A 21,419-nucleotide genomic window follows, 5' to 3' on the forward strand; every position below is an offset into this window, starting at 1 on the left:
TTTTCTATATGGACCCCATTCACCGATTAGGCAAACCGTTCATCTTCGTGTATTTACTTATGTGGTTCGTTGGCAGTCTATGGATGATGGCCGTGCTTGGCAGTGGAACGGTTCAAGGCAAGCTGCTCGGTATGGATGTCGTTCAGTATCATGACTATGCCTGTTTCGGATTCGCAGGGGCTCTAGGAGGCGCGTTATACGGGCTGCGCATGTTTCACGAACATTATCATGATCTCACTACACAGTGGATCTACTGGTATCTCATGCGGCCTGTGCTCTGCTTTGGCTCAGCTATTATCACCATCGTTCTGTTCGAAAGCGGCATCCTGCTACTGCAGGTTGGCGATTCCATGGCTGCCCGTATCAGTGTCGCCTTCTTAACTGGCTTCGGCTACGGCAAATTTATGGAGAAGATCCGGGCGTTAACGACGACCTTCTTCAATGGCAATGGCAATGGCGGCGCTGGTGGCAATGGTAATGGTAACGGTAACGGCGACAAGCCTCTGCCGTAACTTCATGACGCTTATTTGTATCTAACCATCGACATCCAAACCATACACGTTCAAACCAACCGCATCCAACTATCCACATGCACACCATCGGCATCCAAGCTATCCACTTCCAAACCACCGGCATCCAAACCAACCACTTCCAAACCACCGCATCCAAAACAACCACTTCCAAACCACCGCCATCCAAAACAACCACTTCCATACTACATACTCCCAAATCTATCCTGAATTGGATTTCCATATTTGGGGATGCTAACTTAGCAGCCACAACATCCAAGGAGACCCCATGAGAATCATTGCAATTTTGTGTATCGGTTTATTTTTGATGCAGTCAGGGGCAAGTGCCGCTCCGAAAAAGGATCGCGCCTACTACGAAACACGGGGAGACATCGTTTGGGAAATCAGGACGGATGAGAAAGTACTTGCGCTCACGTTCGATGATGGCCCCCATCCGGCTTACACCGCTCAAATACTAGAGCTGCTTAAACAATATGAAGCCAAAGCCACCTTCTTCGTTGTAGGCAACAAAATCAAGCTATATCCAGACGTTCTTAGTCAAACGCTAAGCCAAGGACATGAAATCGCCAATCACACCTACAGCCATGCCTATTTGAGTCAGAAAAACAATATCAAGAAGGAAATCAACGACACGGAAGCCCTCATCTATGCCACAACAGGCCGGCGTTCACAGCTGTTCCGTCCACCCGGAGGCTTCTATAATGAAAGGCTTGTGCAAATCGTCAGGGATGAAGGCTACAAGATGATTATGTGGAGTTGGCAGCTGGACACCAAAGATTGGGACACGCCAGGCGTGAATAAGATTGTAAATCGAGTATTAAAGAATGTGAATAACGGCAACATCGTGCTTTTTCACGATTATATTGAAGGTCCTACGCAAACAATTGCCGCTTTGAAAATCATTTTGCCAGAGTTAAAAAGCCGCGGATACCGGATGATTACCGTATCGGAGCTGCTTGGCTACAATAAAGCCATACCGGCAAAATCAATTAATTAGATCCATGCGGCGGCGGCGTGCAGTTCCCTGCGGTTAAGACTGTTTTTCAGTCTTACTGCAGGGGAAATGCGCTCCGCCTTAGCTTTAACGATGTTTTTCAGCGTTAATACTGAAATCTAAGAAAAACGGCTTCGCCGCCCTGAGAGATCAGCCTCTTAGTAGCGACAAAACCTGTTAAGGGAACTAGAGGACGCTATATAGGCAAATAGCAGGGATGCTATGGGATTAGCGCAACTACAGGGTCTTATTTCCTCGAAAAACGCTGAATTTGCCTTGAAACAGCAAAATAGCGGACTATAATTCCCTCCCTCTGTTCGCACAAGGAGGCTGGAGTAACTCCGCGCTCACTCCAAAACATATAAACTCTTATATTTGCACGAAAAACCTAACCTGCGCTAGGTCTTCAAGTCCATGCACCTTCGCAAGACTCCTTACGAACCCAATAACCTTTATTCGGCCAAAATCGCTCATTCTGAAAATCTAATGAATTCCAGATGCGCTATTGCAAGCATTTGATAGCAATTCGGCCAGTAAAGTACCGGATAACGCCAATCCAGTTCATTACATCTCCAAAGTAGCCATTTTCTCGTCGATAAGCATCCTACAGTTCATTAGATGCCATTCAAGACCGAAAACCTCCTAAGCAAAGAGGCCTGCGGTGAACGTCAACTAAAAGGGAGAACCCCTTAAATTCACCCAAAACTTATACGTTCTATTATTACAAGAAAAAACCTAGCCCACGGCTAGGTTTCTTACTATATGGTTCGCTGGGAGACAACCTCTTTCAGCTACCTTAATTCGCAGCGCACCTTCCATCATGGCGAGGAGTCTCAAAGCGCAAACTTGGCAGGGGGCGTCACTCCAGTAAACTTACTTTGCTTTCAATCCTTGCTTTTCCATCGACTTCAGCGCTTCCAGCAGTGCTTCCTGCTGTTCAGGCGTCAGATCCTGCAACGAATCGGCAAGCTCTGATTGCAGACTATCTGTATCCAGATTTAAATCCCAGTCTGACGGGAACTCTTCATCCTCGTAGCCATACCCGTAATCATCTGCACCTGGCAGCATGCCTCCAAGCGGAATCCCTAGATTCTGCAGTAAATCCTTGTGCGTCTCCATAAACTTCTGTGCCCCTGCCATCAGATCCATCATAAACTGCGTACGATCCTGGTCTGTCATATGCGTGACATCAAGGGAATTATCCTTCGTATATGCAGGAAGCTTGACTTCCACACCCGTCTCCTGTTTACTATGCAATTTGAACGCCAACGCCTTCAAATCGCTTTCTACTTTGACATCCTTGAAAGTAAGACTGATATCATAGTTGGCATCCGTTGCATTCCCTTTTTTCTCTGAGGAACTTGTAATCTTGCCCTCCATCGTTCCTTCTGCTTCACCACTGCCGGATAATTTAAATGTATAAGTGCCTGATTGTTTCTCGTTCGTTTGGCTCAAATCGTAGTCGACAAGCAGCGTTCCTGCTGTTGCGGCGCTCTTGCTTCCAGTTTCGTTCACATTGAGCGTTAATTTGCCTTTACCGCCCTTCGCATCCAGATTGGATGTGTTCAGCAGTTTGAGTTCCGTCGTTGCTCCTTGTTCTTCCTTCACGTTAGCCGCTAACAGCAAGTGCTGCGGGAACTCTTTATCTTCCCAACTTGCCGCTTTGAGCACGACTTCATTGTTCTTGCCGTTTTCTTTCACATGAAACATTAGCTTACGTTCCAAAATGTCATGATCGTTATTGATGTAGACAATCATCTTCCCACCGTCGCCTAAATCGCCTTTTTCAGATGACTTTTTCATCTTGTCGGCAAAATCTTTCCAAGAATTCGTAAATTTCTCTTGGGTTATCGCCTCGGTTGGATAGCCGCTATCGTTCAACAGTTGAGCCATGTTTTTGGCACGCGTGAAAATGATGTCCTGCAATACCGTATCGGCGGCAAGTTTGTCTGATAAACTGTTCACCATCCGTTTTACGTCCTCTTGGCTGAATGTAATCGTGATTTCGCGGCTCTTGATATTGGCATTCTCTTCATTCATGAGACCGTCTTTGACAAGCTGAAACTGACTTTCCTGCAAATTATCGGCATAGAGTTTGGCATATGGCAGCAATGCTTTCTCGAGCTCATCCTTTTTGATGGAGACAGCTGCCATAACATCGTTGTAGGTCAGTACTTTTTTAGGAATATTGCTGGAATTGAACTCTTTGCGTAAGGATTCCAAGTCCTTCACATTGACGTAAGCATATTTGTCATAAAAAGCCGGAATACGGACCGCCAGTCGCTCTGGATCAATCGCCGTTTCCACATCTAGGAAAGCTGCGTTATCCAGCGTCCATTTGATGTTGTAGACTTGTTTTTGCGCTGAATTGTCCTGCTGGGCATCAACCGAAAGCTTACTCTTCTTGATAAAGTCCAGAATGGCTTTAGTCTTTGCATCGGAGCTGGCCATATCCAGCGTCAAATCGGAAATCTCGAACAGAGAATGAACCGGCTTGTTAAGCATAGGTTCCATTTCCTTGCTGTATGTATCCAGGGCTTTGGAAAGTGCCTGCTGAGCGCCTGTCGTTTGTTTGATTTCAGACTGCAAGTAAATCAGCTTCGTGCTTTTGAAAACATCAAATTGCGCGTAAGCAACAATTCCGCCCCCGCCAACAAGCACAACAACTAGGATAACAGCCGCTATCAGCCAGATGAGACGATTCTTTTTTCGAGTGGGACCTTGCCCAAATTGATTGTCAAACGTAGTCATTTTTGTAACCCCTCCATGTTTAGAAACAGACATAAAGCCCACTTTACCATGGAATTAGCTACGTTGTATACCATAATTTGGTTTTCATTACTTTTTACATAGGACAAAAGGCCGCCCCCTAGGTTATGAAACCTAGAGTTGCAGCCTTTTTTTCAATCATTTGGGTGCATCGAAGGTATGCGCCTTTTGCCATTTCACACCACCGTTAGTGGTGGTATACATCACGCTCGGCTGCGCAGTATCATTCGTCAGCAGCCAGCCGTGGTTCGCGTCGGCCATTGCCAGCAGCAGCTCGCCGTAGCCAGTGAACGATTCTTGGCCGTTCACCCATGTTTTGCCGCCGTCCTTCGTCCATCCAACGGAGTTCGGCTTATCGCAGCTCGGGCACTGCCCGCCCATGAACGCTACGTCAGGACTGACGACGTACAAGGGTCCGGGCTTGGTGCCCGTGTTCTTTGGCCCTGTGTTGTCTCCTGCCTGGAACCCAGGGGCAGGTCCGCCGCCAGCGGTGCTGTTCGCCAGAACCGTCTGCCAGTTCTTCCCGCCATCCTTCGTATGGAACAGCGAGTAGGAAGTTTGAGTCATGCCTGATTCGCCAATCAGCTCGACCCAGGCATCGTCAGCACCTGCTGAGCGAATCACCGCTCCCGTAGGGGCAACTGCGGATTTACGCGACAGGACGGCTTTCCACGTTTTGCCTCCATCCTGCGTACGGTCTACTTCAATCGCATCTTTCACCTGCTTCACGGCCCAACCGTTCTTGGCGTCATGAAAATAAGCATCTCCGACCGTCCCTTCGGGTACAGGCATCTTCGTCCACTTCACACCACCGTCAACGGTATGCGCATTACCGCTAAAAGCTTCTTGCTTCGTGACGAAATGCAAGAATGCAGCATTCGGCATTTGCCCTACGGAAGCCCAATGCTGACCTCCGTCTTTGGTGTTCACCAGCTTGCCTTCCTCGCCAAACACGGCCCAGGCATCTTGACCGTTCAAGGCAAAAATCTGTTTGGCATCCCCCGCCCCTTGGTATTGAACCTGCCACTGAGTCCCGCCATCATTCGTATGTGCGATCCAGCCTTTGCCGCCAATCCATCCTGACTTGGCATCCGCTAAGCGCACAGCGGTTATCGTAGACATCGATACGTTCGATGAAGATGTGCTTTTGTTCGGAACTGTGGTTGGAGCCGCAGTTGGGGTTGGAGCCGGAGCTGTAGGAGCTGCGGATGCTGTCGCTGACAAAGTCGGTGATTCCGTAACGGCAACCGCTCCGCTTGCGCCTCCCGAAGACTGGCAACCTGTTAGGGCGAAAAGGGTTATCGCTGCTATTGGCATATATTTTTTAATCATCATTTTTGCGCCTCTCTCTTGTGTAGAATAATTTTTCTATTTCTATAGACGTAGCTTTCCGGCAAAAAGTTGATACCTTCACCAATTAAACGGATGACAAAATTAGTATGTCCCATAATCAACCAGACCTATTGGTCTGATTTTCAAAATGAGAAAATAGGCATGACTCCCTCTTAACATGAATACAATCCAATCAAGGAGGGGGACTTTGTTACGGAAAGGAAGAGGATCGGTTGAGATTCATCTGGGGTAAAAAAGAGTTCACCTTAATGATCATTCCGGGCGCCAACCGCCGTACCGTAAGATTCAAGCTTCCGCACAGTAGCCTCTATATTGTGCCCAGCGTGATCCTGCTCGTGCTGATTGGTTTTTTTGTCACGATCTACCTCATGAATACCCACTCCCATCGAACAAGAAACAACATGCAGCAAGTGTTCGATGGACAAGAACGCCAACTGGTTGATCAAATTACTCATAAAAATAGTGAACTGGAACAACTTCAAGCCAATTTGATTGACTTATCCCAGCAGGCCAATGAATTTAAATTGAAGTTGGAAGAAATTAAGAAGATCGATCATGTGATCGAATTGATGAGTGAAACGGAAGGAGCGAAAGGGACAAGCAAAAAGACCGCCGCACCTAGCACTCAGCAGCCTAAGGGCAAAAACTCCGATATCGGAGGCAGCGATGTCCCCGTTACTTCGCAAGATGTCTCTCTTTTGGTGAACAGCACCAAAGAAGGACTTTTTTCGTTAGTCGGAGATATTAATGCCCTGCTCCTTCATCTGAATGAATCGGAAGCTAAGCTGAAAGAAGCACTGTATGTAAGCAGCATCACCCCTACCCTCTGGCCGACGGTAACACACAGTATTACATCCGGTTTCGGCGTACGCATCGATCCCTTTACCTCCAAACCCTCCATGCACACAGGCTTCGATCTCGACGGCGAAATGAATGATGACGTGTATGCGACTGCTGCAGGTAAAGTGATTGAAGCCAGCTTTGACAACGAACACGGCAATCACATTATTATCGATCACACCCGTGGACTCCAAACCGAGTATATGCATCTGAATAAAATGCTCGTCAAACGCGGAGAATCAGTAAAGAAAGGTCAAAAGATCGGCCTCATCGGCACGACCGGACGAAGCACAGGCTCTCATCTGCATTACGAAGTCCAGAAGAACGGCGTTCCCATCGACCCCAAACCTTATCTCAAGACGGATAGAAAGGATGAAAACCCATGATAGGAAGCTCGAAAGCAAGACGGATCGACGCCAAAACAACCGATACCTTGATCGGCGGCAGCACCATCTGTGAAGGTAAAATCATGTCCGAAGCCAGCCTTCGCATCGAGGGCCAACTCAATGGCGACATTGAATGCGCAGGCGATATCACCATTGGGGAGAACGCTGTCGTGCAATCCAACATCCAGGCCCGCGATGTGATCGTTGCCGGCAAAGTCAAAGGCAATATCCACACCAAGGGCAAGCTCATCGTCACCAGCTCAGGCGTGCTGGTCGGCAATATTGATGTGCGCTCCTTCGTCATCCAGGAGGGCGGGATCTTCCAAGGCAGCAGTGCGATGAACATCGCCGCAGGCAGCGAGAAAGGCGGCGGCAAGGTCATCGACGCCAAAGCGCACAAACAGCAGAAGAGCGAGCAGCAAGCTGCTTCTGGCGGAAATTAAAAAAATGAGGCTGTCTCAAGGTACATAACCTCGAGAGCAGCCTCTTTTTTTTCTTATCACTTACCCGCTTTCACTTCAGCCAGCATGGATAGATCGACGAAATTGCTGAGGTCCAGCTCATTTTCCTTAATGTCCTTAATATATCGGGCATCGATGGATACTTTCGCCATCTCCTCCATCACCTTGACGTCAACGTCCGTGGTGAGCTTCAATCTGCCTAACGAAGCCTTGATTAAGCTTTTGTCCATCCCTTTGCCGCTGTATTTCTTCAGCTGGTTGTTGATGAGATCGTACGCTTGATCCGGGCTGTTCTGGATGAACGTGATGCCATCCATGTTCGCTTTAATTGCCCCTTTCACCATATCGCGATGGTGAGCAATGAACTTGTCGCTGGCGACCATGATGACGGTCGGGTAATCGCCGTTGTTTGGCGGGATCGCCTTCCAGTCTACGACCACTTTGCCGAGACCAGCCTTCTCGATCTGCGTGCCCCATGGCTCAGGGACGAGCGCGGCATCAATCTCCTGCTGTCGGAAGGAAACCAAGGCGTCCGAAGGAGAACGTACGATAAGATGAGCATTGTCGGCCGCACGGCCCAAGCTTACTCCCTCTTGTTTCAGCAGCAGACGAAGCGAAATCTCATTCGTGTTTCCTTTGGCTGGAATCGCAATTGTTTTATCTACTAAATCTTTCACACTGTTAATTCCCGATCCATTGCGGGCGACTAATACGGCCCCACCGTTATTGGAGCCAGAAACAACGCGGTAGTTTGCGCTTTTCAGAAAGAAGGTGGTCGCTGGCCCCGGACCTACAAACCCGACATCGATATCCCCCGTCGCCATGGCAATCGATAAATCAGAGCCGTTATCGAAGGCGGTGACTTCAATCTTCACGTCATTGCCCCACTCCCGGGCGAAGTAGCCTTTCTCCAGAGCGATATATGCCGCGGCATGCGTAACATTTTTAAAAACACCTACCCGAACAACAGCAGCCTTCCCGGACGAAGTCAGCTTCTCCCCGCATGCGCCCAGCAGAGCAGCAGCGACGACAATCAGCGTTAGCACCCATATACGTTTTCTCATACGACCCGCTCCCACCTTAAGACTTCGAGCCAGCGAGGCCGTAGCGCTCTAGCACTTTATCTTCGAGTTTCTTGAAGCAGAAGTGGTCGGAAACGGTGCCCAGAACGGCAATAATAATAACGATGCACAGCATGAGCGAGGTATCCCCCAAATTCCGCCCATCCTGCAAAAGTTGACCCAATCCGGCGCCTTTGGCAATCAGCTCACCGGCCACCAAAGCACGCCAAGCGAAAGCCCATGCTGTCCGCACGCCATTGATTAAATGTGGAAATGCCGCAGGAATCATCACCTGCACGAACATGTTAAATCCATTCCCTGTGCCCATCGTTTGAGCGGCGCGCAAATAGATGGGCGGAATGTTTTTGATCCCGGTGCGGCTGGCTAATGCCATCGTCCAAGTGGCGCCAAGCGTCGTAATAAAAATAACCGAAGATTCGTTAAGACCGAACCAGATAATAGCAAAGGGCAGCCAAGCAATACTAGGAATCGTTTGCAAGGATACAACGAGAAATCCAAGCGTATCATCAAGCAGCCGATAACGGGCGAAAAGGAAACCTAACGTTGTCCCAATGGCCAAAGATAAAGCAAACGAAACCAATAAACGGATCATACTGGCTATCGTTGCTTGCAACAGTTCTCCATGGACCAATCCATCATAAAACGCTTGCAAGGTTTGCGTAACCGAAGGGAACTTCCAGCCCCAGCCAAATAGTCTAAATCCCGCCTCCCAAGCTATCAGAAGCAGTACCAGAAAAATCGTTCTTCTTAATGCGGTACTCATCGCCCGTCTCCTCCCTTACCACTTTCTCCAGCTCATCCGCGAGCGCATCCATAATCGCATTTTCGACATGATGGAGCAGCGGATCAGCCATATCCCGAGGCCTTGCTGCCTGCACAGCAAACTCTTTCTTAATCGTCCCGGGACGGGTGGACATCACAAGAACCCGATCAGAAAGAATGACCGATTCCCGGATATTATGAGTAATGAAGAGGATCGTTTTGCGCGTACGCATCCAGATTTCTTCCAATTCTTTATGCAAAATAAGGCGTGTCTGCTCATCAAGAGCGGCAAAAGGCTCATCCATGAGCAAAATTTCCGGATCCATTGCCAGCGCTCTAGCAATCGCAGCCCGCTGCTTCATGCCACCGGAGAGTTCATGCGGATAACGGTCAGCAAAACGGCTGAGATGCACCGATTTGATCTGCTCCATCGCCAGCTCGTGACGATCCTTCTTGGCCATGCCTTTCTGCTTGAGTCCGAAAGCCACATTGTCGAGTACGGTCAGCCAGGGGAACAGGCCGTGCTCTTGAAAAACAACAACACGGTCGGCACCTGCGCCGCTTACTTTTTTCCCATTAACCTCAATCGTGCCCTCGCTTTGTGTATCAAAGCCTGCCACCAAGTTCAGCACGGTCGATTTCCCGCATCCGGATGGTCCTAACAGGGAAACGAACTCGCCTTTTTTAATCGTTAATGTAATATTGTCCAGCGCTTGGTAATTGCCGCCGATTCGTTGCACAAACGTCTTGCTGACTCCCTTAATCTCGATCAAGATGCTTACCTCCACTCGGGCTTGTCCCGTCGTCGTTTTCCCTTAAAACAGCATTTTCAAACCGGCCAAGCCCAAACCGATAATAAATCCACAGATCGCACCGTTGACACGAATCCACTGCAAATCAGGGCCAAGCTTGTCTTCCATCAACTGAGTCAGCTTCTCGTTCGTCAGCTTATCCAGGTTCTCTTTGACCAGTTGACCGATTTTACTATGATTTTGTTCCAAATAAGCCGCGATTTGATCCTGAATGAAATGCTCGCCGCGCTCTATCATGTCAGCATTCTCTTGGATCGAGCGAAGCATTTTACGTACAATCGGAAGAACATAACCAGGCACAAAATCGGGCTGATCCACGAAATTCTCTGCCTTGGTCTTCAACCGCTCCAGCAGTCCTGCCAGCTTCTCGTCCAGATCCAACATATCCGGCAGCTTCGACTTCAAACTGTCCAATTCCGCCAAAAGCTTAGGATTTCTCTCCAACTTCTTCAATTCACTGCGAATAAACGAGAGCACGGATTCTCTGCGCGGATGATTCTTCGTACGCATTTGCTCAATATAAGAGAGCACAAAGTTCTGAATAATACCGCCGATTTTCTCCTCATTGACCATACCGAGGAACGCATTCACAGCAAAAGCCATGAAACCATTGGACTGCAACCCTTCGAATGCTTTGAGCGCCATCGCGCCGAGTTGATCACGGGTTTCCGCTTTGATCGCCCAAGCTTCTACTTTATCGATGACGAAATCGAACGTTTTGCCGTCGTAACCACCTTGGATGACAGTATCCGCGAGGGCACGAACCAGTTTGCCGGTATCGACATCTTGAAGCGCTTTATGCATTTCTTCTGCAATCAGCGGTGTCAGTTTCTCCAAATCAATGGCGCTGAGCGCTTGCTTGGCAAGTGTCGTTAGCCCTTTGTGAACGGCAGCGTTGTCCAGGTTGGTCTCAGCAATCGCAAGCCCACGCTCAAGAAAGCGAATTTGCTGCAAGCGAGCCCGGATGGTTTCTTTGGACAGCAGCTCATTCTCCACCGTGGAGACAAGTGCTTTCGTAATTTTATCCCGATTCTTGGGCAACAACGCCGTATGTGGAATAGGTATGCCCAGAGGATGGCGGAAAAGAGCGCTAACCGCAAACCAGTCGGCCAAACCGCCCACTACGCCTGCTTCAAAACCACCCTGCAAGAACCCTCCCCAAATGGTCGAGGAAACGGGCAATGTAGCCAGAAAGCCTGCTCCCATAACCCCTAAAGAGACCGTCGCTATATACTTTGCTTCTTTTTTCATCGTCATAACATCTCTCTCTGCTCGAATTTGTGAACTCATTCCTTCTATTTTACCACAAAATACGACGAAAACTGTTCTTGAACGTTCAGCATCGGAATACACATCGATAATATGTATATCGGCGGGCACTCTGCAGCAATTGACAGACAGGAGGGATCATGAATCATGAGTCTTAATGAACATATCACGCCTTGGCAGGAACATTTATTCTGGGTTGAAATTTTGCAGGATCATGCCATCTTTGTGGACGAGGCACTTGCAAATGAAGAAATGCAATGGATCGCCATCGCAAAGCGCTACATCGCCGCCTTCAAGGAACTCCGCAATCGTGTTTTACAAACAGATCCCCTACTGCCAGTCTCCTCGGAAACGATGGTTCAGCTCTCCAAGGATATTTACCCCGTTGTTCAGGGGTATTATCAGTTTGAGGGGTATTTGCAGCATTTGCGCATTCAAAATAAAGTCGTCATTTCTTTAACGCCTGTTTATTTTAATGGCACACTTCTGGAAAACGGTGAGTACCTTCGTATTTTACACTATTGGATGAACGGTGTCCCCTATGAACCCCTGCCGCTTGTCACCTTGATGGAAATGTGGCTGGAAGATCAGCTCGGTCATGCCGTCCTGCTAGGGAATCACCTTGATCCAACCGAAATGGATCTGATCAAAAGCACCCAGTTATACGCCCAACAATTCAGCGCTCACATCGTCAAAAACACCGCTATCCGCGGATTCCTTCGCTTCACTCCGCCAAACTTTCCTGTTCAGCAAAAATTCGCGCGACAGGTGGCCGAAACGGTCATCGGTTTCTATCGTGTCGTTGAAGGTGTCATTGTGGAATACCAGCATACCGAGCTGCTCAGCCGCGTAACGCTTAGGTTCCTGGAGCATCACCTGCCGGAAACTTGCTATTTCTTACATAAGTTAGCTGCATATGAGGTAGAAATTCTGTCCCTGCCGAATTGCCCGCTAACCAAGCCGTCATTTGAGTAGCATTGAGGCAGCCCCCATACGAACTCAATAACCTTTATTTGATCCATTCCGCCTATCAATGACTCGATAACGTCTATACCGTTCATTGGAACGCAGAATGATGATGCGGCAGGTTCGGCGGGTCCGTTGGGCTCAGTTCTGCCGCAACGTCCATCAAGCTAGCTGCTTTCCCTTGCAGCTTCTCTATGCCAAAAACCCCAATTCCATGTGATGGAATTGAGGTTTTTGGCATTGGAGCAGCCTTGTGATGCTCGGACGATGAACAGCCTAGCGTTGGCCTTCCCACTCTTGATAGAACTGCTCCAAGTACTGTTCCATAAAACGGTGCCGCTCCTCCGCCAGTTGTTTGGCGAACGGCGTATTCATCAGCTCCTTCAACTTCAGGAGCTTCTCATAGAAGTGATTGATCGCGGTGTCATTGCCTGCGCGATATTCCGCCTCCGTCATCTGCTCGCGCGCGGTGACGGAAGGATCGTGAATCGGGCGGCCCTTCCAGCCCGAATAGGCAAAGACGCGCGAGATGCCCACCGCGCCTATTGCATCCAACCGGTCGGCATCCTGCACGACCCGGCCTTCCAGCGTGCGCATCGGCGGACGCGCGCCGCCCTTGAACGACATCGTGCCGATGATCTCCAGCACGTGCTCCACTTCAGCCGCAGCCGCACCGCTAGCGGCCAGCCACGCTTCCAGCTCGCGCTGCGCAGCGGCTGGATCCGCGTTCAGCTTCTCGTCGACGACGTCGTGAAGCAGCGCAGCAAGCTCGCAGACGAAAGCGTCGGCGCCTTCCTCGGCAGCGATGCGCTTGGTCGTCTGCACGACGCGATAGATATGCCACCAGTCGTGGCCGCTGCTGTCGCGTTCAAGCTTCTCTTTCACAAGCGCTTCGGCTGCGCGCAGTATGCTCTCATGCCCTTCAGCCATCCTAAAACCCCCAAGAAAACAATCTTATTTTTTCTTTTTCTTCTTGCCCTCTGCGGACTTGCCTTCAGTTAACTTTCCTTCAGTTGATTTGCCATCTGCGGACTTGCCTTCTAATTGTTTGCCTTCCGAAGGTTTATCCTCTGAAGCCTTCACCTCGTCGGTCCCCGTATCCGCTTCTTTCACACCGCTGTACTTCTGAATAATACGTTTAAAGTTTTTCCCGTATTTATCCTCCAGCTTGGTCCCCATATCCTGTTGCAATTCATGAAGAATCACATCTTGGAAAAAATGTGCATGCAGCAGTTCCACCATTGCCGGATGCTCCGTCAGCATCGCAAGAGTCGGCTCGTCGCCTCCTCTTGTCCCAATAATAGCCAGCTTGCGGTCAATGAGGACCGTAAACTTTCGGCCGCTCCGCGCGGACGAAGTTTCGTCACGACGGTGCTTAAACAGGTGAGCCTCACCTGGCAAGTCTACCTCGCTGGTCGTCGCAACCAACAAGCGCACGCCTTGCGATGGCACTTGGCGAAGTTCAGACTTCAGCAGCTTCGCTTCCTCCGGCCATAGGTCCAAGAGCGCCTCTTCCTTTGCTTTCCTCAGCTCGTTGCGAATTCGCTCCATGACCTTGGCGTCTCCTTCGAGGCTGAAGTACTCGGACCTTTGCGCCTCCTGCTTGGGCATATGCGCTTTCACATAGCGGATCGAGGCTTGCAGCTCCGCTTCAATGCGCTCACCAATCTCCTCGATCGGCACGCTCTGGTAATGCGTCGGCTCACCGTGGCTGGTGAGCACCGCCCCTTTCTCCGCGAGCTTCTGAAGCGCGGAGTAGACGTTCGAGCGGGAAACGCCAAGCTGCTTGGCAATTTCGTAGCCCGTCTGTGTGCCATTATCGGCCAGCACATGCAGACATTTGGCTTCTAGGTCCGTGAAGCCAAGATTTTTCAAGTGCAGCAAAACGTCCTCCATGCGAGCTCCCCCTTTTATCAAACCGCTAGTCATTCTTGACCCATATTGTACCATGATTTAGACATGGAAACGTAGTTATCCTTGCAACTGACATAGTTCATCTGAGGACCGCAAGGGGCGTTAAGATGGTGCGGACGCTACGGATTCAGCGTCAAGCGCTGTAAATCATCCTTATCGGCTGCCCATCGGCCGGATTCGCTAATTCTTGTCACCGTAACGTTGTTTTACAGCGTTAAGTTGATGCCGACGCTACGGATTCAGCATTTAGCGCTGTAAATCATCCTTATCGGCTGCCCATCGGCCGGATTCGCTAATTCTTGTCACCGTAACGTTGTTTTACAGCGTTAAGTTGATGCCGACGCTACGGATTCAGCATTTAGCGCTGTAAATCATCCTTATCGGCTGCCCATCGGCCGGATTCGCTAATTCTTGTCACCGTAACGTTGTTTTACAGCGTTAAGTTGATGCGGACGCTACGGATTCAGCGTTTAGCGCTGTAAATCATCCTTATCGGTAGCCCAATTCCCACAAGGGGGTATTATTCTTTGATTGATTTCTAAATCCCTATGGGGAGAAAAAGATGTTCTCAAAGATTCTTATTCATCAAAATCGCAACCAATTTAAAGCTTGAGCAACCAAACAGCAGTCCCCAAAGGTATCTACTTGAGAGCGGCCCTTTTTGTTTATGGTTGAGGCTCCAAGATCCCGATCCCGCTGGAGCAGAATCTTGAAATTAGCTAGTTTAGACAGATGGTTGGGAGAACGCTAAGAGTAGCTGCTAGGGAAAGTAGCTGAAATACCCGGACTGTGCGGCAGCACGTCCAATGTCTAAGGAGCTCCTCGCGTTGTTGATTGGATAAATCCAATCAAACAGCCTTATTGGCGGTTAATTTTGAATCTACATTGGATTTATCCAATGGTATCTGATAAAAGACGCCATATAGGCCACAGATTTGAGGATTTCAATGTATAAATCCAATCTACCAGTCCAATTGACGGCCAAATTCACGATTACATTGGATGTATCCAACGGAATAAGATTCCTCATGTTTTCTGGTACGGAATCTTGAAATTAGCTAGTTTAGACAGATGGTTGGGAGAACGCTAAGAGTAGCTGCAAGGGAAAGTAGCTGAAATACCCGGACTGTGCGGCAGCACGTCCAAAGTCTAAGGAGCTCCTCACGTTGTTGATTAGATAAATCCAATCAAACGGCCCGATGGGCAACAAAATTCACAATTCCATTGGCCAACGGAATAAGATTCCTCCTGTTGTCTGGAGCAGAATCTTGAATTTAGCTACTTTAGACAGATGGTTGGGAGAACGCTGAGAGTAGCTGCAAGGGAAAGTAGCTGCAAAACCCGGACTGTGCGGCAGCACGTCCAAGCTGAAAGTGAACTACGATCCTCTATTTGTGGCAAATCTTCAAATGCTCCTAATCAATTAACTACGCAGAAAAAAAACGGACCAAAGCACAAGGCCTTTGTCCGTCCCTATCCGATCTGTATTCTGTTATGTTCTGTTCTGTTCTGTCCCGCTCCGTCCCTATCCGATCTGTGTTGTGTTATGTTCCACATTACAAAGTCTCAACCTCAGCAATCTCAATATATGCCATGCTTTTCAAATCATCATAAACCTCGGAAGCATATTTCCGATCGATGAAAACGATAAAATGGAGCTCCTGCTGCTCCTTGTTCAGCTCTTTGATATGCACGCTTTTCATCTTGTACCCGCGGGCAATAATAGCCTTGATAATCGTCGTCAGATTCCCTTCATGGGAGACGACAAGCCGGACGCGAAGGTCTTTCATGATGAGCGGTCGAGGGCCCATTTTCTTAATAAAATAGGGCAGAACCACGACGCTGATCATAATCAGCACCAGTCCGAAGAAAGCTTCGACGAAGAAGCCAGCTCCCACAGCAATGCCGAGGCCTGCTGCTCCCCAAATCATCGCCGCTGTCGTTAAACCGATAATAACATCATTGTGTTTGCGCAGAATCACGCCAGCTCCGAGGAAACCAATACCGCTAACTACCTGCGCGGCAAGCCGCATTGGGTCCATCACATGGAGTCCGGCAACGGCGTATTTATTCGATGATTCAATGGAAACAATGGTGAGCAGGCAGCTGCTCAGGCAAATGACCAATGAAGTCTTGAGTCCTAACGGTTTATTGCGAATTTCACGTTCCAAGCCAATAATTAATCCGAAAATAGCAGAAATGCCCAATTTAATTAAAATATGAAAATCTACGGAAATCATCATCGTGGTTGTCTCCTCTGATTGAACTAACATTTACAATATCTTAACATTAGAGAGTTGTAAATGACCGCTAGTTAATAAAGGAAACTTTTATGCCGCACACCAAAAAGCCTGAGAAGAGTTAGGCACTCTTCTCAGACTTTGACTTATATGCGGAAGCGGTATCCCGCGCCCCATATGGTTTCGATGTATTGTGGATTGGATGGATCCTGCTCAATCTTCTCCCGCAGTTTGCGGATGTGTACCGTGACGGTGGCAATTTCACCCATCGCGTCCATTCCCCATAGAAGATCGAATAGCTGCTCTTTGCTGTACACCCGGTTGGGATTCATCGCCAGATGAGTCAGCAAATCGAATTCTTTGGTGGTGAACACGACTTCTTTCTCATTCACAAAGACGCGGCGCGCTGTTTTATCAATCATAAGACCGCGAATGCGCACTTCGTCATTCTTGGTTTCACGCCTGCCCATCAACCTCTCATACCTTGCCAAATGGGCTTTGACTCTGGCTACCATTTCGCTGGGGCTGAAAGGCTTAATGATATAATCATCCGCGCCGAGGCCCAGCCCACGGATTTTGTCGATGTCTTCTTTTTTGGCGGACACCATTACGATCGGAATATCTTTCTCGCTGCGAATACGTCGGCAGATTTCGAATCCATCTACTTTGGGCAGCATCAGATCGAGGATAATCAAATCATAATCGTTCGTGAGCGCCCGCTGGAGCCCTTTGTCACCGCTGTTCTCTATATCAACCACATAGCCGCTGATCTCCAAATAATCCCGTTCCAACTCGGCGATGCTTTGTTCGTCTTCAATGATTAAGATCCGACTCATCCTTCGCTCTCCTCCTGCTGACTAAGCGGTAATGCCATGTAGACCGTCGTCCCCCGCCCGATCATGCTGGTCGCGCCGATTCTGCCGCCATGTTCTTCCATGATTTGTTTGGCTATCGCGAGCCCAAGCCCGCTCCCTCCGGTCGCTGTATTGCGTGAAGGGTCTGCTCGGTAAAACCGGTCAAAAATATGCGGGAGCGCCTCCTCGGAGATGCCTTGACCGTTATCTATAATTTGAATGACGGCATGGCCGTCGATCTCTCTCAAAGTTAAAGTAATGCTGCGGTTGCCTTCATCACTGTACTTGACTGCATTTTCAATAATGTTCAGCAGAACACGTCTCAGCTTATCACGGTCTGCGGTTACATACAGAGGCGATTGCGGCAGCTCGGTAAGCGCGAAGCGAACCCCTTTTTTCTCCATATCGAACTGCAATTCCTGCACGCAATCCTGCACATATTGGCCCAGATCCACAGTCTCGAATTGAAAAGGGACTTTGCCCAAATCCAACTTGGAAAATAAGAATAATTCATCTATCAGCCGATCCATATCAGCGGCTTTATTGTAGATGGTACGAATATAGCGGTCCATTTTGTCCGGCGAATTCGACACGCCATCCATGATGCCTTCGACATACCCTTTGATCGCCGTAACCGGTGTCTTGAGATCATGCGAAATATTCGAAATGAGCTCCTTGCGGTTCTCTTCATATTGCAGTTGAATCTCAACAGACTTCTTCAGCTTGCGCCGCATTTCTTCAAAAGCCGTACTCAGCTCTCCGATCTCATCATCGGAATGCCGGACAACTTCGAAGTCGAGATTGCCTTCTTTGATTTCCTCCGCTGCACGTTTAAGCGATTTTAGCGGCCTAATGATACTGCGTGAAACAAAGTAGGTCAATACCCCGTTGGTTAGAACGAGAATGAGAATAAACGTCACGATGACCGATTTGGAAAATTGGTGCAAATATTTCTGGAAAGGGCCTCCGTCCAGGAAGACGAATACGGAGCCTTTGCTTTTATCCGAAAATAAAAAATCTTGCTGCCGAGTTATCCACAGGGAACCTTGGTTGCGCTGAAATTCGCCCGATGAGGTGCCGTAGGAAGGCAGTTTGGTCGTATTCCCCGCTTCCCCTTCTTTGATGTAGGGAGAAACGTACGTAATTTCCAAATCTTTGCGAATAATTACGCCCATATTGATCTTATGGAACCGCGCTTCCAAATCCTTGATGAAGGCAGGATCCAGGAAGGCATCCGGTTCTGTATCTGTCTTCGCTTTCATATAAGCGACATTCTCAAGTTCCTGATCGACAACGCGCTTTATGGGATTGCCTTGGGAGAAATCTACTTGGAAACCGGACTTCAAGCTTCCGAAGGTTGCGATGCTGATTAAGATCACGGCTAGTATAGAGAGCACAAGCGGTACCAGCAGCATCGCGATGTAAGAAAGTACCAGCCGTAAACGAATCGACATCCGCGTCAAATCTCCTTTTTATCGAAAAAATAAAAACCTGCTGTGTAAAACAATATACTACATGCCGCTAGAAACATAAAGATACTGCTGATTTTGCCTATGGCTAGTTGGCTGCCGATCCAAAGCATGTGCCAATCCATATAAGCCGTAGGTGAATAGGTAGCAATCTGCGGAACGAAGAAGGCGGCTACTTTAAACGCTAGATATAGAAGTATGCTGACGGTCAAAGCGGAACTGCTGCTGGAAAAGAATTGCGCCAGAAACACAGCCATAATACTGAGTACAAGTAGGGGAACAAAAGCTGAGCCATAGGCGAGAAACCACTTAACAACCGTGCCAAAGCCTCCAAAGTTTTGGAAAAACAACGCGGATATAACAGAGGCCAGCAAACCTGCCACCAGAAATAGCGCAATATAGATGCCAAGCGCAATTTGTTTGGAAGTAAACACTTTGAAGCGCGTGATGGGCCGTGTGAGTGTGTTTTTCATGGTTCGGTCACCCATTTCACCGGAGAAGACATCTGCGGCTCCCATGAAGACGAAGAGCGGAAGGAATATGCTTGTTAGTAAGCCGAGCATCAGAATCGGGAAGTCCTGAGAGGCGATGGCGCCGATCCCAATTCCGCTTTGGAAGCGTTCCAGCAGCACGCCTGCAAGTACCGGCAGAATAACGGTTACGGCCAGAAAGAATATCGTTTTCTTTTTGGCTGCCATTTTAATCGTTTCATTCCAGACGTTGGCGGTTAAACTAAGCATGGGCTGCGAGCCTCCTGACTTCTGTAATTTCGCGCAAGTAGGCCTCTTCCAGCGATGCGCTGCCTTTGGCTAATTCGGAAATAAGTCCTTCACGAACAAGCCGTCCTTGATGAATGATCCCCATCCGGTTGCACATGAGCTCCATTTCATGAATTAGATGGCTCGAGATCAGGAACGTAATTCGTTCCTCCCTGGCCAATCGCAAAATAATTTCGCGTATATGGACCATCCCTTCGATGTCCAAACCATTGGTAGGCTCATCCAGTATGAGCAATTCCGGCTTCGACAGCATCGCCGCGGCGAGTCCCAAGCGCTGCTTCATCCCAAGCGAGTAGCCCGCTACCTTCTCCTGTTGAAACGGGGTCAGACCTACGATCTCCAGCACTTCGTCTACGCGCTGCTTGCCGATGCCCGGATAGAATCTTGCTGCCAGCTCCAGGTTTTTGCGGCCGCTCATGAACGTGAAGGCTTCTGCCGTTTCGATCAGCACGCCGACCTTGGACATCGCTTGCTCATACTGGGTCGACACGTCGTGGCCGAACAACTTCACATGGCCTTGCTGCGGCCGGGCTAAACCTGTCATGATCTTCATGACTGTGGTTTTGCCTGCCCCATTCGGTCCGAAGAAGCCATAAATATCGCCTTGCTGCACCGTCATGTTTACTTCCTGAATGCCGCGCTTGTTCTTATACATTTTTGTCAGATTGTTAATTTCTACGATCGCTGTCATGCGAGTCCGCCTTTCAAGAAATAAGGAGGTCAACTTGTGTTGAACGTTGAGCCCTCCCCTTCTTTATGAGTTCATACTTATTCGTGTTTACCCCAGTTTTTGCCGGAGTTCTCGTCGAACTTCACGGTTTCCAGCTTTTTGCCGTTCAAATCAACGGTATCCGGTGTTGTCGAGTTCAAGCTGGACAATGTCATATCCACACTAAGTACAACGTCATGTGCTTTTCCGCCAGCATCTTTGCCGGAAATATGGATTTGCGCTGTTTGATTCGTGATATGGTTATCCGCATCCACGCTTGCGTTCATTTCAACCTCATCCATCTTGATGTCAGAGGTTAATTGGGGCAAGCTATTCTTGAGTGTCGTTACGTCTACACCCAGCGTATCAGCTTTGGCCGGCAGCGGACGATCGTTATTCTCAGCTGTGCCATGTTTGATGACCAGTGAGCCAATCGTGTTCACGACCGGAGAAATTTGACTGCCTGACAGTTTAAAATGGATGTTCTTCACATTGCCTGATGCTTGATCCATCGTGACATAATTTTTCAGATTGCCGACTAAGGCATCAACCACATTTTCCACTTCGCTTATGACTTGCGGGTCCGGTGTGTGGTTGGCACGTTCATGCTCTTTGAACTTGCCCTGCATGCCATCGCCTTCTAACAATTTATACACATCAGAATCGTCTGTTTTCACAATTTGTTTGCCATCTTGGTTGTAAAAGTGAATCGTTTGCTGCTCCGCACCGCTCTTCACGGTTACTTCTGCGCTTCCAGCTTGATTCTTGCCGCTGCTTTTGATCGTCGATGTCACATTCAGAAGCGGCGCACCGTTGTCCTTCAAGCTCACATTCACCTGACGGGTTACATTGTCTACTGTTGCTGTTTCTTTGAAAGCCGATTTGAAAGCTTCATATCCGGGAGCATCTCCCACTCCTGCATATACCGAAGTCACAAGCATCATGCTGCCTACCGCTACACCAAGTCCCATCATCGCTAACTTCTTATTCATATCTGTTTGCCTCCGCGTATTCAACGCTCTATCTAATTTGGATGCGTTCCTCGCTTCCATGTATTCATCTTATCCCCCCGATCTTAATTGCCTCTAAAACACCTATTAAGCTTGCCTAAAACAATTCTTAAAATTTTATAAAGTGGGCAACGGTCAAACGGATAGACCTCACAACACTGTAATACTATAATGAATCAAAGCTCAGCTTCTTCAGCTAGCATTAAGGAGGGTGGTCCTA

At 48.7% G+C, this 21,419-nt stretch carries 20 protein-coding genes; 5 read left to right on the forward strand and 15 right to left on the reverse strand.

The window, feature by feature from the left end:
* Positions 1 to 8: 8 nt before the first annotated feature.
* Together LOZ80_RS26475 and LOZ80_RS26480 are read left to right on the forward strand one after the other, a co-directional pair.
* Positions 9 to 512, forward strand: coding sequence for a hypothetical protein (locus LOZ80_RS26475; protein ID WP_238167470.1), 504 nt, complete (start codon positions 9 to 11; stop codon positions 510 to 512).
* Positions 513 to 798: 286 nt separating this feature from the next.
* A complete protein-coding gene (locus LOZ80_RS26480) occupies positions 799 to 1,527 on the forward strand; it encodes a polysaccharide deacetylase family protein (protein WP_238167471.1) in 729 nt (242 codons plus the stop codon).
* A gap of 870 nt (positions 1,528 to 2,397) precedes the next feature.
* On the opposite strand, the gene LOZ80_RS26485 is transcribed toward LOZ80_RS26480, so the two are convergent.
* Both LOZ80_RS26485 and LOZ80_RS26490 read right to left on the reverse strand, forming a co-directional pair.
* Positions 2,398 to 4,275, reverse strand: a complete 1,878-nt coding sequence (locus LOZ80_RS26485) for a DUF6583 family protein (RefSeq protein ID WP_238167472.1) — start codon at positions 4,273 to 4,275, stop codon at positions 2,398 to 2,400.
* Positions 4,276 to 4,431: 156 nt separating this feature from the next.
* Positions 4,432 to 5,628: a WD40/YVTN/BNR-like repeat-containing protein gene (locus tag LOZ80_RS26490; protein ID WP_238167473.1), complete on the reverse strand. Its 1,197-nt coding sequence runs from the start codon at positions 5,626 to 5,628 to the stop codon at positions 4,432 to 4,434.
* A gap of 230 nt (positions 5,629 to 5,858) precedes the next feature.
* On the opposite strand from LOZ80_RS26490, the gene LOZ80_RS26495 reads away from it, so the two are divergent.
* Entirely contained in the window at positions 5,859 to 6,872 is a 1,014-nt protein-coding gene (locus tag LOZ80_RS26495; protein WP_238167474.1) for a M23 family metallopeptidase, read from the forward strand.
* Positions 6,869 to 7,315, forward strand: a complete 447-nt coding sequence (locus LOZ80_RS26500) for a bactofilin family protein (RefSeq protein ID WP_238167475.1) — start codon at positions 6,869 to 6,871, stop codon at positions 7,313 to 7,315. The genes LOZ80_RS26495 and LOZ80_RS26500 overlap by 4 nt, the downstream gene beginning before the upstream one ends.
* A gap of 56 nt (positions 7,316 to 7,371) precedes the next feature.
* Here the strand turns inward: LOZ80_RS26500 and LOZ80_RS26505 are convergent, their stop codons facing one another.
* From LOZ80_RS26505 to LOZ80_RS26520, 4 genes are read right to left on the reverse strand one after another with little or no spacing between them, the layout of a single operon-like run.
* Positions 7,372 to 8,397: an ABC transporter substrate-binding protein gene (locus LOZ80_RS26505; protein ID WP_238167476.1), complete on the reverse strand. Its 1,026-nt coding sequence runs from the start codon at positions 8,395 to 8,397 to the stop codon at positions 7,372 to 7,374.
* A 16-nt stretch (positions 8,398 to 8,413) separates the two neighbouring features.
* A complete protein-coding gene (locus tag LOZ80_RS26510) occupies positions 8,414 to 9,178 on the reverse strand; it encodes an ABC transporter permease (protein ID WP_189018391.1) in 765 nt (254 codons plus the stop codon).
* A complete protein-coding gene (locus LOZ80_RS26515) occupies positions 9,111 to 9,950 on the reverse strand; it encodes an ABC transporter ATP-binding protein (protein WP_238167477.1) in 840 nt (279 codons plus the stop codon). Before LOZ80_RS26515 ends, LOZ80_RS26510 begins: the two co-directional genes overlap by 68 nt.
* Before the next feature lie 42 nt (positions 9,951 to 9,992).
* On the reverse strand, positions 9,993 to 11,240 hold the full coding sequence (locus LOZ80_RS26520; RefSeq protein ID WP_238167478.1) for a DUF445 domain-containing protein: 1,248 nt from the start codon (positions 11,238 to 11,240) through the stop codon (positions 9,993 to 9,995).
* A gap of 165 nt (positions 11,241 to 11,405) precedes the next feature.
* Here LOZ80_RS26520 and LOZ80_RS26525 point away from each other — a divergent pair, with 165 nt between their 5' ends.
* Positions 11,406 to 12,233: a DUF2935 domain-containing protein gene (locus LOZ80_RS26525; RefSeq protein WP_238167479.1), complete on the forward strand. Its 828-nt coding sequence runs from the start codon at positions 11,406 to 11,408 to the stop codon at positions 12,231 to 12,233.
* Positions 12,234 to 12,315: 82 nt separating this feature from the next.
* Here the strand turns inward: LOZ80_RS26525 and LOZ80_RS26530 are convergent, their stop codons facing one another.
* The 9 genes from LOZ80_RS26530 to LOZ80_RS26570 form a co-directional block, all read right to left on the reverse strand.
* Entirely contained in the window at positions 12,316 to 12,465 is a 150-nt protein-coding gene (locus LOZ80_RS26530; protein WP_238167480.1) for a hypothetical protein, read from the reverse strand.
* A gap of 35 nt (positions 12,466 to 12,500) precedes the next feature.
* Positions 12,501 to 13,154, reverse strand: coding sequence for an HD domain-containing protein (locus tag LOZ80_RS26535; RefSeq protein ID WP_238167481.1), 654 nt, complete (start codon positions 13,152 to 13,154; stop codon positions 12,501 to 12,503).
* A 24-nt stretch (positions 13,155 to 13,178) separates the two neighbouring features.
* Positions 13,179 to 14,120 (reverse strand): TrmB family transcriptional regulator, encoded by a 942-nt coding sequence (locus LOZ80_RS26540; protein ID WP_238167482.1) that lies wholly within the window; start codon positions 14,118 to 14,120, stop codon positions 13,179 to 13,181.
* A gap of 1,574 nt (positions 14,121 to 15,694) precedes the next feature.
* Entirely contained in the window at positions 15,695 to 16,378 is a 684-nt protein-coding gene (locus tag LOZ80_RS26545; protein ID WP_238173124.1) for an MgtC/SapB family protein, read from the reverse strand.
* 146 nt (positions 16,379 to 16,524) lie between these two features.
* A complete protein-coding gene (locus tag LOZ80_RS26550; RefSeq protein WP_189014723.1) occupies positions 16,525 to 17,214 on the reverse strand; it encodes a response regulator transcription factor in 690 nt (229 codons plus the stop codon).
* Positions 17,211 to 18,686: a sensor histidine kinase gene (locus LOZ80_RS26555; protein ID WP_238167483.1), complete on the reverse strand. Its 1,476-nt coding sequence runs from the start codon at positions 18,684 to 18,686 to the stop codon at positions 17,211 to 17,213. Before LOZ80_RS26555 ends, LOZ80_RS26550 begins: the two co-directional genes overlap by 4 nt.
* 5 nt (positions 18,687 to 18,691) lie before the next feature.
* Entirely contained in the window at positions 18,692 to 19,441 is a 750-nt protein-coding gene (locus LOZ80_RS26560; protein WP_238167484.1) for a DUF2705 family protein, read from the reverse strand.
* The gene (locus tag LOZ80_RS26565) at positions 19,434 to 20,171 is read right to left on the reverse strand and encodes an ABC transporter ATP-binding protein (RefSeq protein ID WP_238167485.1); all 738 of its coding nucleotides are present in this window, start codon (positions 20,169 to 20,171) and stop codon (positions 19,434 to 19,436) included. The genes LOZ80_RS26560 and LOZ80_RS26565 overlap by 8 nt, the downstream gene beginning before the upstream one ends.
* Positions 20,172 to 20,248: 77 nt before the next feature.
* Positions 20,249 to 21,181: a hypothetical protein gene (locus tag LOZ80_RS26570; protein ID WP_238167486.1), complete on the reverse strand. Its 933-nt coding sequence runs from the start codon at positions 21,179 to 21,181 to the stop codon at positions 20,249 to 20,251.
* Positions 21,182 to 21,419: the final 238 nt, after the last annotated feature.

It is taken from the genome of Paenibacillus sp. HWE-109, from assembly GCF_022163125.1.
Classification (GTDB): Bacteria; Bacillota; Bacilli; order Paenibacillales; family NBRC-103111; genus Paenibacillus_E.